Below are 14,932 nucleotides of genomic sequence, written 5' to 3'. Positions count from 1 at the left end.
ATGGCAGGGACCCAAGTCTTATCCAAAATATTGGATATACGAGAAAAGGAAAAGAAAGATGCCCAGCTTGCTTATCATAAGTCTGTTGATGCTTTCGAAGAGATAGGAACGAAACTATTAAAGCTACTACAAAAAAAAGAGGCAGCTGAAGCGGTTTATGAAGAATCATTAAGCTCTAATATGCATATTGATTTCATTCAGGATCAATTGGCTTACATTACTAGATTAGAAAAAAATATTCAAGCATTACAAGTTCAATTACAACGAGCAAGGCATAACATGGAGTCTAAGCAGGCGCTTCTATCTGAGGCACATATAGAAACGAAAAAATTTGAAAAGATTATTGAATTTCGTAATAACGAATCATTAACACAATTAAAACAAGCGGAAGAATCGTTTATGAATGAAATATCTATTCAACAATATCTTAGTCACAAAAATAGGTGATAGAAATGGCAGAGCAAAAAGTAGTTAAAGAAAAAGAAAAAATGAATCCTATCTTATGGTTCTTATTTGCCATCGTTATACCTGTTATTATCGCTATTACGCTAACAGCAATTGTATTATCGCTAGCTGGGGTAAATGTAATAGACTGGGCGAAAAATACAGGTAGTAATATCCCTGTAGTATCGTCCTTGATTCCAACAGATGATGAAGTTGCAGAGAAGAAGGAAGAAGAAAACTATCAGGCAACGATTGCTGCTAAAGATGAAAAAATTGAGCAATTGAACCAGGAAAAAACAGCTTTAGAAAGCTCAATAGAGCAATTAGAGCTTACCATTACTAAATTGCAGAGGGATTTGGAAGCTGCTAAACAGACAACAGAAGAGGATTCTAGTAAATCTATTAAGCAAATGTCGAGCTCTTTCAAAGAAATGAGTAGTGAACAAGCGGCAATCATACTAGAACAACTGGATCAGGAATCGGCTTTTACCATATTAAGTGAGATGTCTAATAAAGATCGTGGAGCTATTTTGGGAAATATGACGCCAGAGTCAGCAGCAGCTATTACGAAACTTTTTATTAATCAATAAGCGCACTTTTTTTGAAAGGAGGTGAAAGAAGTGAATGCGATTAACATGGTATCACAGACACTACGTAATGTATTGGAGACCTCAACTCCTAATGATAAACAGGCGAATACCTCTTCACTGTTTGCTAAGTTATTGCAACAAGGAAATATGATGAAGAATGGTTCATCTCTAGAGACAAAATCTTCCGGTAAAGAAATAATAACGTTAGAAGCATTACTAGAACTGAATATAGAAGATAATGAGTTAAGTGAAATAACAACAACTCAAGATCTTACTATATCAACGGGGACTGTGATGGAACCACTTGATTTGGAACAGCTACGTCTTCGACTTATTGGTCATCATCCTAATATTCTAATTCCAATGGAAGTGGAATCAGTTAATAGGGATGAACAAGTAAGCGATGAGATAGCGCGATTGGATGAGAGAGTGCTTGCTGTCGTACAACAAAAGTTAGTCGAAGTATTTACTAAATTTGAAAGCTTAGTTCGAGATGTTTCTACTGAGGAGGAGTTTAAAAGGATAGCTCCAAAATTATTAGATTTGCTAAAGCAATGGACTTCACTAGAAAAAGACTTAAGCAATCATGAAAAACAAGCGAAATCGTTAGAATTGACTGGCACAAAAGAAAACCAATTATGGAAAGAACTAGTTGTGGCATATCAAAACCGAGCTACGCTTTCCAATAAACTCCAATATCAAAACGATGCACAAGTCACGACAAAAGATGTTGTAAGATGGCTAGAAAATGCACTACATAATCAACAGGGAACAGAAAACGTGATGCCAAGTCAGAACACTAGCTTCTCGAGTCATACGTATGTACCTAAGCTAGAACAATATGTCATTTTCGTTAATCAAAACATGAGTGGACAAGTAGTAGAACAACAATTAATGGAGCAATTCCATCAGGTTTTAAAAACAAGTAAATTCTTATCCATGCCAAATGGAATGAATCAGCTTTCCATTTCCCTAAGACCTGAAAATCTTGGAGAAATGATGGTTCGTTTAACTGAAATTAATGGTGAAATGACAGTTAAGATTGTAGTAAGTACTCAAGCTGCTAAAGATATGCTGGAGTCCAACATTAGTCAGTTGAAGCATATGTTTTCCCCTCAACAAGTCGTGATTGAACGACAGGATGTAGGTGCTGGTCAAGGACAGGCACAAACAAAGCAGGGGGATGAACAATCCTTGCAAGGTCAAAATCAAGACCAATCAGATGATATGGATCACCAACAAGAAAGTAATCATAGTGGAGATGACTTTGAAGCAAGGTTAGATGAATTGATTCGAAATATGGAAGTGTAGGTGAATAGCATGCCAACAATAGATCCTTCTCTATATTTAAAAAATCAAACGACGACAAGAGAGGCTCCTGATAATAATCTTGGAAAAGATGATTTTTTAAAAATACTAATGGCACAATTACAAAATCAAGACCCAACAAATCCAATGGATGACCGGGAGTTTATTACACAACTTGCTCAATTTTCAGCTTTAGAACAAACAATGAATATGGCAACTGCTATTAATCAATTAGTTCAGAGTCAACAATTTAACCCTATTGTTCAGCATAGTCATTTAATCGGGAAAACAGTCTCTTACCGGAATTATGACCAAGAGGCAGACAAATGGCTACCACTGCAATCTAGTGAAGTTGTTGCAGTCGGCTTAGAAGAAGGTTATGCAGTTCTTCAATTAGCTAACGGGGACAAGGTGTTTGCAGATTTTATTTTAGGAATAAAAGAAACCGAACAGAACACCGATGAAGACTCAACTAATGAGCAAGTAGATAATGAAAAGGATAAGGTCGGGTCTGAATAAAGGAAGTGAAGATTATGGATCACCGAATTCATCAAATTCCTAGTCAACAGGCGTTACAATTTCCGATAACAGCTAAGAGTAAAACGAGTGATCAAGGGCTATCTTTCAAGTCGATTCTTAAAGAACAACAAGAGCTAAAAGTCAGCAAGCATGCTAGTGATAGATTGCAAGAAAGAAATATTCATTTAAATGATACACAATGGAAGATCATTAATGAAAAAGTTACCGAAGCAAGGGCAAAGGGTGTTACAGATTCACTCGTTGTGATGAATAATACTGCCCTATTAGTTAGTGCGAAAAACAACACAGTAGTGACAGCAATGAGTTTGGATGAAGCTTCTAATCGAATATTTACTAATATTAATGGAACCATTCTTATAAATGACTAGGCTGGACCCTTATGGGAAGCCAAAAGCTGTTGACTGATTGATACAGCTTAAATTTAACCGAAAAAGGGGAGTATGAAAATGCTACGTTCAATGTATGCTGGTATTTCTGGAATGAAAAATTTTCAAACAAAATTAGATGTTATTGGGAATAACATTGCCAATGTTAACACATCAGGCTTTAAGAAAGGTCGTGTTACCTTTCAGGATATGATGAGTCAGATGACATCTGGTGCACAAGGTCCAACTGCTACTCGAGGTGGGATTAACCCAGCACAAGTTGGTTTGGGGGCGCAATTAGGTTCTATCGATAATATTCATACCCAAGGTTTCCGTCAAACAACAAATAGTCCACTAGATTTTGCTTTAGAGGGAGATGGGATGTTTGTTTTACAAGATGGAGATACAACCTATTACACGAGAGCGGGTAATTTCTATCTTGATCAAGATGGTTATATTGTTAATCCACAAGGTTATTATCTTATGGGATTTGGAGAAGAGGGGGAAACGAGTCAAATTCAGATTCCTGAAAATGCACAAAGTTTTAGTGTGCAAAAAGATGGAACGATTAATTACGTTGATGAAGAGGGAATTCCTCAAGTTGCAGGTCAGATTGTACTTGCTAATTTCTCTAATCCGGCAGGGCTGGAAAAAGCAGGAAGCAATCTCTTTTTAAATAGCACAAACGCTGGATATACTGGTCTAGTTAGCCCCGAAACAGACGGTGCATCTATTGTAAGTGGTGCTTTAGAAATGTCTAACGTTGATCTTTCTGAAGAGTTCACGGAAATGATTACAGCTCAGCGTGGATTCCAAGCAAATACTAGAATTATTACAACATCGGATGAAATCCTACAAGAGCTCGTTAATTTAAAACGATAATAGGGAGGTAGGATGATGTCTTAGGGGGGAAATCCCCTCTACAGACATCTTCTTCCAATTTATGATAAAACTGAAACGACTAAATGGTGAATCTTTTACAGTTAATGCTTTTATGATTGAACAAATTCAATCCTACCCAGATACAACGATTACGTTAATCAATGGTAAAAAAGTAGTCGTAAAAGAGACAGAAGAAGATGTAACAGAACGTATAACAGCTTACTATAAGCGGATTGGTATTATACATTCACTAAGTGAGGTGAAAAATTCAATTGAGTAAACTTGTTAAAACGATGCTAATTTCATTAGTTATTATTATTTTAGTAGGTGTTGTTGGAGCAGTAATTGTCCTCAATGTACTAGAAAAGAAAGATAAAGATGGAGAACAAAGTATCGATGAGATTGTCGAATATTCTTATCAAACACCTGAAATTACAACTGACCTTAGTGATGGTAGCTTTGTTCGTATACAATTTCAAATCATAACAGATGGTAAGCATGCAAGAGAAGAACTCTCCAAACGTGAATTCCAAGTAAGAAACATACTGATTAAGGAATTAGCGAAAATGGATGAGCAAGAATTTAAAACTGGCCTTTCCGAGGTTGAGGATACGCTTAAACTGGAGCTAAATGAACTCATGACGGAAGGCACCATACAAGATGTTTATACAATCAATAAAATATTACAGTAGACTAAATACTCCTATATGGAGGTGAGTATCTTTGGCAGATGAAGTTCTTTCGCAAAATGAAATCGACGCACTATTATCAGCTTTAACAACAGGTGATATGGATGCAGAAGAACTAAAAAAAGAAGAAAGTGAAAAAAAGGTTCGTGTCTATGATTTCAAGCGAGCGCTACGATTTTCAAAAGACCAAATTCGTAGTATCGGAAGAATTCATGAAAATTACGCAAGGTTATTAACGACTTTATTTTCATCACAACTGAGGAGCTACGTGAATATTACCGTTGCATCAGTTGACCAAATTCCATATGAGGAATTTATCCGATCAATTCCCAAAGTCACGGTATTAAATCTTTATAATGTATCGCCATTGGATGGACGTATTATTATGGAGGTAAATCCGAACATTGCTTACGGGATGTTAGATAGATTACTAGGCGGTAGAGGAGATTCAATCAATAAAATTGATAATCTAACCGAAATAGAAACGATATTAATCTCTCAGTTATTTGAGAAGGCCACAGTTAGTTTAAAGGAAGCATGGGCATCCTTAATTGATATAGAGCCAGAACTAGAAGATATGGAGATTAATCCTCAGTTTTTACAGCTAGTATCACCCAATGAAACAGTAGTCGTTGTTTCTTTAAATACGGCTATTGGAGAAGTAAGTGGAATGATTAATATATGTATCCCGCATATTGTTTTAGAGCCTATTATTTCAAGGCTATCTGTTCAATATTGGATGCAAACCTCCACTAAAAAACGTGATCCAGAGGCTAGTGACAAACTGGCGAAGAATATTGAGAAGGTTCCAGTTGATGCGAAAGCAATTCTTGGTGAAACAACTATGAGTATTCAGCAATTTTTAGATTTAGCTTCACAAGATGTGATTGCGCTAAATCATCCAATAGATCAACCATTAATTTTAAAAATAAATGATGAACCTAAATTCCACGTACAGCCTGGTAAATACAAAAACAAATTATCTGTTCAGGTGTTGGAAGAAATAAAGGAAGGAGTTGAAGGAAATGAATGATGGAATGCTTTCCCAGGATGAAATTGATGCTCTATTAAATGTTGGTGCGGATGATGACTCCGAAGAGAAAACAAATGATGCATCTGAAAGCTCGATTGATATGAGTGATTATCTCTCATCAATAGAAATTGATACGCTGGGTGAAATTGGAAACATTTCATTTGGAAGCTCTGCTACTACGCTTTCAACCCTATTAAATCAAAAGGTAGAAATTACGACACCAAAAGTATCGATAATTCCTAAATCACAAGTAGAAGAGGCATTTCAATTTGAACATGTAAGTGTTCAAGTAAATTATGTAGAAGGTTTTACTGGAAAGAACGTACTAATTATTAAAAAAGAAGATGCTGCCATAATATCTGATATTATGCTTGGCGGAAATGGTTTAGGCCCATTTGGAGAGTTAAATGAGATTCATTTAAGCGCAGTACAAGAAGCGATGAATCAAATGATGGGGGCAGCAGCAACAAGTATGTCCACTGTTTTCGCTAAACGTGTTGATATTTCACCACCGTCCATATCGCAAGAAAAATTACAAGATGCAGCAGATGACAGTACAGCAGATGTGTATGTAAAAGTTTCTTTCCAACTTCAAGTTGGTAGCTTAATAGATTCTAACATTATGCAGCTAATGCCAGTTCCTTTTGCGAAACAATTAGTTGATGAATTATTGAATAATAGTCAGGAAAGCCATTCGGAATCAGCTGTGGCAATAGAGGAGTCAGTAAATTATCAAGAAACAACACCAGTTCAAGCTAACAATGCGACTTTAACTAGAGAAGCGACACCGGAGCCACAATTAATCGGTAATTCAATGAATCAAAACCAGGCGAATATACAACAAGCTGAATTCTCAACTTTTGAACAGCAAAGCCAAATGGTAAGTCAGCCAAGGAACTTAGATATGTTACTTGATATCCCTTTAAAAGTAACAGTAGAGCTAGGAAGAACTAGGCGTACTGTAAAGGATATACTAGATTTAACCTCTGGTTCTATTATTGAACTAGACAAATTAGCTGGGGAACCAGTAGATATTTTAGTAAATGAAAAATTAATAGCTCAAGGGGAAGTAGTAGTCATTGATGAGAACTTTGGTGTTCGAGTGACGGATATCATAAGTCAATCTGATCGACTTATGAAGCTGAAATAATCATACTAGGAGGAATTTGACATGAGTAAACGCATTCTAATTGTAGATGATGCAGCTTTTATGCGAATGATGATCAAGGATATTTTATTAAAGAACGGTTTCGAAGTAGTTGGGGAAGCGCAAGATGGTCTTCAAGCAATTGAGCTTTTTAACGAACTGAATCCAGATTTAGTAACGATGGATATTACGATGCCAGAAATGGATGGTATTACGGCTTTGAAAAAAATTAAAGAACAAAGTCCAGCTGCCAAAATTATTATGTGCTCTGCTATGGGACAACAAGCGATGGTTATTGATGCAATCCAAGCTGGAGCAAAGGATTTTATTGTAAAACCATTCCAGGCTGATCGAGTAATTGAAGCAATCCAGAAAGCATTGGATTAAGAAACGGTGAGGAAATTGGGTATAAAAAGTGGTGCGGGGATTCTGCTTGGTTTATTACTATTCCTAATAGTATCCCCTTTAACTGTTTTTGCTGATGGTGATATGGTTATTGATCAATATGATGAAAATCAGGATCAGAATAAACAAGAATCAGAAGAAGAATCCCCCGTTAACTTAAGTCCTAACCAAAGTATTAGTTCTGATAATGGTTCATTAGTTTTTGATTTAGTTAAATTGGTTTTTGCTTTGTTTCTCATTCTTGCATTAATATATTTCGTTTTAAAGTTCTTAAATAGACGTAATAAGCTTTTCAATCAAGTGAAGGTTTTAGAAAATCTTGGTGGAATAGCAGTTGGTCCTAGCAAATCAATCCAAATTATCCGTGTTGGAAGTAAGGTATACCTTGTAGGTGTAGGGGAGAATGTTCAACTTCTAGAAGAGATAGAAGATGAGGGGATGAAAGAAGAAATTCTAAGTAGCTATAACCAGCAGTCTGATTTCAAACCAGAAAACTTGCTATCACTTCTTCAACGAAAAGACAAGCAAACAAATGAGAATTCGAATGATACCAACGCAAATTTTAAAAATCTATTCTCTAATGAGCTAGAGAAACTGAAGGAAAATAGAAAAAAATTAGTGAATAAGCATACCGAGAAGGAAGATATCCATGAATGAATTTATCGATATGTTTTCTGGTTCCGACCCTACAAATGTTTCGACATCGATACGGTTAATCCTACTGCTAACGGTATTTTCCTTAGCGCCGGGGATTTTAATCTTAATGACTAGCTTTACTAGAATTGTTATTGTTCTATCATTTGTTAGAACATCACTGGCTACACAGCAAATGCCACCGAACCAAGTGTTAATTGGATTAGCATTATTTTTAACATTTTTTATTATGGCACCTACTTTTAGCGAGGTTTATCAACAAGGGTTACAACCATTATTTAATGAAGAAATTACACTGGATGAAGCATATGACCGGGCTAGTGAGCCCATTAAGAACTTTATGGCTAAACATACAAGACAGAAAGATTTGGCACTCTTTTTGAGTTATGCCGAAATTGAAGCGCCGGAAACCATTCAAGATATTCCGCTTACCGCATTAGTACCAGCTTTTGCGATTAGTGAATTGAAAACAGCATTTCAAATGGGCTTTATGATTTTTATCCCATTTCTTATCATTGATATGGCGGTTGCCAGTATTCTTATGTCAATGGGGATGATGATGCTACCACCTGTGATGATTTCATTGCCATTTAAAATACTTTTATTCGTAATGGTTGATGGTTGGTATTTAATTACGCACTCTTTATTGTCAGGGTTCTGACGTCTTTAAAATAGGGGAAAGGAGGGGTTATGGATTTGAGTAGTGAATTTGTATTATCTCTGGCAGAAAAAGGCATTTATACGGTACTTCTCATAACAGGTCCATTATTAATATTGGCACTTGCTGTTGGTTTACTAGTTAGTATATTCCAAGCAACTACACAAATTCAGGAACAGACCCTTGCTTTTATTCCTAAAATTGTAGCTGTTTTAGTTGGATTGTTATTTTTCGGTCCTTGGATGCTGTCCACCTTGGTAGAATTCACAGCAGATTTATTTCAAAATTTAAATCGGTTTGTAGGGTAAATAATGTTAGAGCTAATTAATATAAATAGTTTTCCAGTCTTTTTACTTATATTAGTCCGAGTATTAGGGTTCTTTGTTACAATGCCTTTATTTTCTTATCGAACCATTCCAGTACAATTTAGAATTGGTATTAGTGTATTTTTAGCATTTATTATTTTTTATACGGTTGATCCATCTGGAATTATATTCGATGAATTATATTTATTTTTGATTATAAAAGAGGCACTTGTTGGGGTTCTAATAGGACTAATTGGCTATATTATCATTTCAGCTGTTCAAGTTGCAGGTGGATTGATTGATTTTCAAATGGGGTTTGCTATTGCAAATGTTATGGATCCACAAACAGGTGCACAAAGCCCGATAACAGGACAATATTTCTATATTATCGCATTATTATTCTTATTATCGGTTGATGGTCACCATATTTTAATAGATGGGATTGTCAATAGCTATTCGTTTATCCCAATAGATGCATTTATTCCGTTTGAAAACGGGAGTATTGCAGAGTTTGTCATAAGGGCATTTAATAGTATGTTTCTTATAGCTTTCCAAATAGCGGTTCCTATTGTTGGCTGTCTATTCTTAGTAGATGTTGCCTTAGGAATTATTTCTAGAACGGTACCCCAACTGAATGTATTTGTAGTGGGGCTACCTTTAAAAATATTAGTAAGTTTTGTTGCGATCCTAGTTTTCTTAAGTCTCTATATCGTTTTAGTAAAAAATCTATTTCGTTATATGTTTGAAGTAATTCAAGGGTTAATGATGTTATTTGGAGGTGCTTAATATGCAATTACGATTGGATCTCCAATTTTTTGCTGGAGAAAAAACAGAAAAAGCAACTCCAAAAAAACGAAACGATGAGAGAAAGAAAGGGAGAGTAGCAAAAAGTCAAGATGTAAATACAGCCTTTTTACTACTATTTGTTTTAATCATGATGGCGGTATTTGGAAGTTTTATGAAGGATAATATGCTTGCCCTCTTCCAACACACATTTACCGAGTTTATTCATTGGGACCTTACCGAAAAAAACGTCTTTCAGCTGTTTAAAGAAATTATGTTGGAATTCGCTAAAATAGTGGGACCAGTAATGATTATAGCAGTGGTAGCTGGTGTTGGGTCTAATCTAATGCAAATTGGGTTTTTATTTACAACAGAGCCACTGAAATTTGATTTAAAGAAGATTGATCCTATTCAAGGTGCAAAACGTATTTTTTCATTACGTGCACTTGTGGAATTATTGAAATCATTTTTAAAAATAGTTGTTATAGGCTCTATCACATTCTTTGTTATTTGGCTATTTAAGGACGACATGCTCATGATTGCGTTTAAGAACGCAGAGAATGCACTTGCCTTTTTTGCAAGAACAACCTTAATCATGGGAATTGTAGCAACGATAGCTCTACTGTTCTTAGCGGTATTTGATTATACTTATCAAAAATATGACTTTGAGAAGAACATCCGAATGTCGAAACAAGACATTAAGGATGAATATAAAAATATCGAAGGGGACCCTTTGATAAAATCTAAGATAAAAGAAAAACAAAGACAGATATCGATGCGTCGGATGATGAGTGAAATTCCTAATGCCGATGTAGTAATTACAAATCCAACGCATTACGCAATTGCCATTAAATATGATGAAGAAAAAGCAAGTGCTCCTTATGTTGTAGCAAAGGGGGTAGATCATATTGCATTTAAAATTCGTGAGATTGCCAAAGCAAATAATGTGATCACTGTAGAAAATAGACCATTAGCAAGGTCGCTTTATGCCTCGGTAGAGATTGGTGAGGTAGTTCCAGAAGAATTTTATCAAGCGGTTGCTGAAGTATTAGCATATGTATACCGCATGGAGAAAAAAGTTTAAACCTTAAGGAGAGACTTCCATGAAAGCCCGTGATTTTTCCGTTTTAATCGCTGTAATAGTAGTCATTATCATGTTAGTCATTCCACTACCTGGATGGCTACTCAGTGTACTTATTTTAATTAATATTATTCTGGCACTAATCGTTCTATTAGTTTCCATGAACACGCAAGAGCCACTGCAGTTCTCGGTATTTCCAACCCTTTTACTGTTACTAACTTTGTTTAGATTAGCGTTGAATGTTTCTACAACACGTTCCATTCTAAATAATGCTGATGCTGGTGGTGTTGTGGATACGTTCGGTACGTTTGTTATTGGAAACAGTCCACTAGTTGGTTTTGTAGTGTTCGTCATTCTTGTCATTATTAACTTTTTGGTTATTACGAAAGGGTCAGAACGTGTATCAGAAGTTGCAGCTCGATTCTCACTGGATGCGATGCCAGGAAAACAAATGAGTATTGACGCAGATTTAAATGCGGGACTTATTTCAGAACAAGAAGCAAAAGATAGAAGGAAAAAGGTAGAAAATGAAGCGGATTTTCATGGTTCTATGGATGGTGCAAGTAAGTTCGTTAAAGGTGATGCCATTGCCGGTATCATTATAGTTCTCATCAATATTTTATTCGGTATTGCGATTGGAATGATGGATAAAGGTTACACGTTTCAAGAGGCTATTGATACGTATATGCGATTAACAGTAGGGGATGGATTAGTTAGTCAAATACCTGCCCTATTAATATCTACTGCTACAGGTATCGTGGTGACTCGTAGTTCTGCATCCGGTAATAATTTAGGTAGTGATGTTGCAGAGCAATTATTGCAATATCCTAAGTTATTACTAATAGCTGCAGGTACTATATTCTTATTAGGCCTTACTCCAATCAACTTTTTCTTAACAACGATTATAGCTCTTGTTCTGGCATTAGGCGCTTACCTGATGATGCGGAAGCAAAAAATACCAGTTGTGAAAGATGAGGAGGAAGAAGATCAAGCTGAAGGAACTGCGATGAAAACGCAAGAAAATGTCATTAATCTACTTAATATGGATCCAATTGAGTTTGAATTTGGCTATGCCCTTATACCCTTAGTTGATGCGAAACAGGGAGGGGACCTATTAGATAGAGTAATTATGATTCGTAGACAATTAGCAATTGAACTAGGAATTGTTATTCCAGTTGTACGGATACGAGATAATATTCAACTGAATCCGAATGAGTATCGATTGAAAATAAAAGGGAATGAAGTGGCTTCAGGCGAAATTTTACTCGATCATTATTTAGCTATGACACCTGATATAGATAATGATGTCATTGATGGTATTGAAACACAGGAACCTGCTTTCGGATTACCAGCTAAGTGGATTAGTGAAGAAAATAAGGATGAAGCGGAATTGTCTGGCTATACCGTGGTAGACCCTCCTTCTGTTGTTTCAACCCATATTACCGAAGTGATAAAACGTCAAGCACACACATTATTGGGTAGACAAGAAACAAAAGAATTAGTCGATCACTTAAAAGAAAGCTATCCAATACTAGTAGAAGAGACTACACCGGATCCGTTATCGATTGGAGATATACAAAAGGTTTTAGCAAAACTACTTAGAGAAAATGTATCGATACGAAATTTGCCTATCATCTTTGAAACATTAGCAGACTTTAGTAAGTTAACGAATGACCCTGAGCTCCTAGGAGAATATGTTAGACAAGCATTATCTGCACAACTGACTAAGCAATATGCCAATCAAGATAATTCATTAAAGGTAATCACTGTCTCTGGTAGGGTTGAAAAAATAATTGCGGATAATATTCAAACGACAGAACATGGTAACTATTTAGCATTAGACCCTGATTCACAGCAGTCTATTATAAAAGCGATTAGTGAACAGGTAGAGAATTTAGCGCTTCAAGAAGAGAATCCAGTTATATTATGTTCACCAGCAATTCGAATGTATTTAAAGCAATTACTAGACCGATTTCTACCTCAAGTTGTCGTATTATCCTATAACGAGCTTGAACCTACTGTACAAGTTCAAAGTGTTGGAGTGGTGAATGTAGCATGAAAGTAAAAAAATATGTAGCACCAACAATGCCTGAGGCAATGAAGCAAATTCGGAAGGAACTAGGAGCCGATGCGGTTATTTTAAGCTCTAAGGAAATCCAAGAAGGTGGATTTTTAGGTCTCTTTAAGAAAAGTAAGATTGAGGTGGTTGCGGCACTGGATCATAATCCTATCGTCTCAAAGTCGCGAACAAGTGAGAAACTAGGAGTACGCCCTACTCGTCCATCTAAGCTGAAGAATTCAGTAGAGACAGAACTTATCTTGGAAATGAAGAACATGCGTCGTATGTTAGAGAACCAATCAAGTCAGCAAAATCCTTCATTATTCCCGTTAGAATATCAAGTAGTATATCAGCATTTACTTGATCAAGAAGTAAAAGAAGACTTAGCTACTTCGATTGTGATGAATGTGGTAGAACGCCATAGAGAAAATAAAGTATTGCCAGATTCTCTAACGATTATAAATGATGTAAAAAAGGAAATTGAGTCCCAACTTGACGGACTTTCCTTCAAAGGGATCTCTGAAAATGCGAAAATTGTTCACTTTGTTGGTCCAACAGGTGTAGGAAAAACGACAACCATAGCAAAAGTAGCTGCAAAAAGTATCCTTCAGGACAAAAGGAAGGTCGCTTTCATCACCATGGACACTTACCGAATTGCAGCGATTGATCAATTGAAGACGTATGCCAAAATCTTAAATACACCTGTTGAAGTGGCTTATTCGGTAGAAGATTATATGAATGCAATGGAGAAGTTAAAAAACTATGATTTGATTTTAGTTGATACTGCAGGAAGAAACTATCGTGATGAACAGTATGTGAAGGAATTGTCCACAAACTTGAAGCAACAAGAAAACGTCATCCATTATTTAGTACTATCGTTAACGTCAAAACCCAAAGATATTTCTGATATTTATTACAACTTCCGCCACATCAATATGGAAGGACTAATTTTTACGAAAATAGATGAAACAAGACAATATGGAAGCTTACTCAACATTCCTCTAGGAGAAAATATCGGAATAGCTTATCTGACAAACGGCCAAGAAGTTCCAGATAATATTTTGAATCCAACAAAAGAAATCATTAGCGATTTATTAGTAGGTGATTTATTTGATTCATGATCAAGCAGAGGGTTTAAGAAGAAAACTAGAGGAAGCATCAAATAAACCAATACAAGCGAAGACGATTTCTTTTGTAAGTGGAAAGGGTGGCGTTGGCAAAACCAATATCTCTTTAAATTTCTCATTAGAGCTTTGTAAACAGGGGAAAAAGGTCCTATTAATCGATTTAGATATCGGGATGGGGAATGTAGAGATATTACTTGGTCTTCAAGCAAAGAGAACCATTGTAAATTTACTTCAGGACCAATTACCTATTTATGATATTATGGAACTAGGACCAAATGATCTAATGTTTATTGCAGGAGGAGCAGGGCTGACTGATATTTTTTCTGTGGATCAGGATAAGATGAACTACTTTCTAGCGCAATACAACAATGTTCTAGCATCATTTGATTATATTATATTTGATATGGGAGCGGGTGCCACTCAATCTAGTATTGATTTTGTTTTAGCATCAGATGAATGTATTGTCATTACGACGCCAGAACCAACTTCCATAACAGATGCATATAGCATGATTAAATATATTGCAAGTTACAATAGAACATTGCCAATACAATTAGTTCTAAACCGTTCAGATAATCTTAAGAAGGGCAAAACAACGGTAAATCGATTTCAGAAATTAATAGAGCAGTTTCTTGAAATAGATGTAAAAGTACTTGGCATATTACCCGAGGACAAAACAGTGACAGCTTCTGTTATTCAGCAGACTCCGTTTTCCATTAGCAATGACAAATCATCCATTGCTAAATCTATTAAGCAGCTAGTAGATAGCTATTTAAATAGAAAAGTAGAAACAAGTATAAAGGAATCTTCTACTTTTGTTGAAAGACTAAAGGGTCTATTAACTATAAAAGGAAGGTGAAGA

General features: G+C 35.8%; 19 protein-coding genes. All 19 read left to right on the top strand.

From position 1 onward, the window contains the following. The 19 genes from fliJ (at position 1) to KGF86_RS07405 (ending at position 14,929) form a co-directional block, all read left to right on the top strand. On the top strand, positions 1-447 hold the full coding sequence (gene fliJ, locus KGF86_RS07495) for a flagellar export protein FliJ (protein WP_186868673.1): 447 nt from the start codon (positions 1-3) through the stop codon (positions 445-447). 5 nt (positions 448-452) lie between these two features. Then, a complete protein-coding gene (locus tag KGF86_RS07490) occupies positions 453-1,034 on the top strand; it encodes a MotE family protein (RefSeq protein WP_211741488.1) in 582 nt (193 codons plus the stop codon). Between the two features lie 30 nt (positions 1,035-1,064). Beyond that, on the top strand, positions 1,065-2,345 hold the full coding sequence (locus tag KGF86_RS19570) for a flagellar hook-length control protein FliK (protein ID WP_211741487.1): 1,281 nt from the start codon (positions 1,065-1,067) through the stop codon (positions 2,343-2,345). A gap of 9 nt (positions 2,346-2,354) precedes the next feature. Continuing rightward, entirely contained in the window at positions 2,355-2,861 is a 507-nt protein-coding gene (flgD, locus tag KGF86_RS07480) for a flagellar hook assembly protein FlgD (RefSeq protein WP_186868676.1), read from the top strand. A 14-nt stretch (positions 2,862-2,875) separates the two neighbouring features. After that, on the top strand, positions 2,876-3,250 hold the full coding sequence (locus KGF86_RS07475) for a TIGR02530 family flagellar biosynthesis protein (RefSeq protein ID WP_186868677.1): 375 nt from the start codon (positions 2,876-2,878) through the stop codon (positions 3,248-3,250). A gap of 78 nt (positions 3,251-3,328) precedes the next feature. Next, positions 3,329-4,129 (top strand): flagellar basal body rod protein FlgG, encoded by an 801-nt coding sequence (gene flgG, locus KGF86_RS07470; RefSeq protein ID WP_211741486.1) that lies wholly within the window; start codon positions 3,329-3,331, stop codon positions 4,127-4,129. 61 nt (positions 4,130-4,190) lie between these two features. Further along, on the top strand, positions 4,191-4,409 hold the full coding sequence (locus tag KGF86_RS07465; RefSeq protein ID WP_186868679.1) for a flagellar FlbD family protein: 219 nt from the start codon (positions 4,191-4,193) through the stop codon (positions 4,407-4,409). After that, positions 4,402-4,821, top strand: a complete 420-nt coding sequence (gene fliL / locus KGF86_RS07460; RefSeq protein ID WP_186868680.1) for a flagellar basal body-associated protein FliL — start codon at positions 4,402-4,404, stop codon at positions 4,819-4,821. The genes KGF86_RS07465 and fliL overlap by 8 nt, the downstream gene beginning before the upstream one ends. 31 nt (positions 4,822-4,852) lie before the next feature. Next, positions 4,853-5,851, top strand: coding sequence for a flagellar motor switch protein FliM (gene fliM / locus KGF86_RS07455; protein WP_186868681.1), 999 nt, complete (start codon positions 4,853-4,855; stop codon positions 5,849-5,851). Then, entirely contained in the window at positions 5,844-7,001 is a 1,158-nt protein-coding gene (gene fliY, locus KGF86_RS07450; RefSeq protein ID WP_186868682.1) for a flagellar motor switch phosphatase FliY, read from the top strand. Before fliM ends, fliY begins: the two co-directional genes overlap by 8 nt. A 21-nt stretch (positions 7,002-7,022) precedes the next feature. Beyond that, entirely contained in the window at positions 7,023-7,385 is a 363-nt protein-coding gene (locus KGF86_RS07445; RefSeq protein ID WP_186868683.1) for a response regulator, read from the top strand. A 6-nt stretch (positions 7,386-7,391) separates the two neighbouring features. Then, on the top strand, positions 7,392-8,060 hold the full coding sequence (locus tag KGF86_RS07440; protein ID WP_343221433.1) for a flagellar biosynthetic protein FliO: 669 nt from the start codon (positions 7,392-7,394) through the stop codon (positions 8,058-8,060). Further along, positions 8,053-8,718, top strand: coding sequence for a flagellar type III secretion system pore protein FliP (fliP, locus tag KGF86_RS07435; RefSeq protein WP_186868684.1), 666 nt, complete (start codon positions 8,053-8,055; stop codon positions 8,716-8,718). Before KGF86_RS07440 ends, fliP begins: the two co-directional genes overlap by 8 nt. 35 nt (positions 8,719-8,753) lie before the next feature. Then, positions 8,754-9,023, top strand: a complete 270-nt coding sequence (gene fliQ, locus KGF86_RS07430; RefSeq protein WP_186868685.1) for a flagellar biosynthesis protein FliQ — start codon at positions 8,754-8,756, stop codon at positions 9,021-9,023. 3 nt (positions 9,024-9,026) lie between these two features. After that, positions 9,027-9,806 (top strand): flagellar biosynthetic protein FliR, encoded by a 780-nt coding sequence (gene fliR / locus KGF86_RS07425; RefSeq protein ID WP_186868686.1) that lies wholly within the window; start codon positions 9,027-9,029, stop codon positions 9,804-9,806. A 1-nt stretch (position 9,807) separates the two neighbouring features. Continuing rightward, positions 9,808-10,887, top strand: coding sequence for a flagellar biosynthesis protein FlhB (flhB, locus tag KGF86_RS07420; protein WP_211741485.1), 1,080 nt, complete (start codon positions 9,808-9,810; stop codon positions 10,885-10,887). Positions 10,888-10,906: 19 nt separating this feature from the next. Then, on the top strand, positions 10,907-12,943 hold the full coding sequence (flhA, locus tag KGF86_RS07415; protein WP_186868688.1) for a flagellar biosynthesis protein FlhA: 2,037 nt from the start codon (positions 10,907-10,909) through the stop codon (positions 12,941-12,943). Then, the gene (flhF, locus tag KGF86_RS07410; RefSeq protein ID WP_211741484.1) at positions 12,940-14,064 is read left to right on the top strand and encodes a flagellar biosynthesis GTPase FlhF; all 1,125 of its coding nucleotides are present in this window, start codon (positions 12,940-12,942) and stop codon (positions 14,062-14,064) included. The genes flhA and flhF overlap by 4 nt, the downstream gene beginning before the upstream one ends. After that, positions 14,054-14,929 (top strand): MinD/ParA family protein, encoded by an 876-nt coding sequence (locus KGF86_RS07405; protein ID WP_211741483.1) that lies wholly within the window; start codon positions 14,054-14,056, stop codon positions 14,927-14,929. The genes flhF and KGF86_RS07405 overlap by 11 nt, the downstream gene beginning before the upstream one ends. The last annotated feature ends 3 nt before the right edge of the window (positions 14,930-14,932 follow it).

Source organism: Ornithinibacillus massiliensis, assembly GCF_018310345.1.
Taxonomy (GTDB): domain Bacteria; phylum Bacillota; class Bacilli; order Bacillales; family Amphibacillaceae; genus Ornithinibacillus; species Ornithinibacillus massiliensis.
Note: the sequence above shows the minus strand (reverse complement) of the source record. Positions and strands in the feature narration are given on the sequence as shown.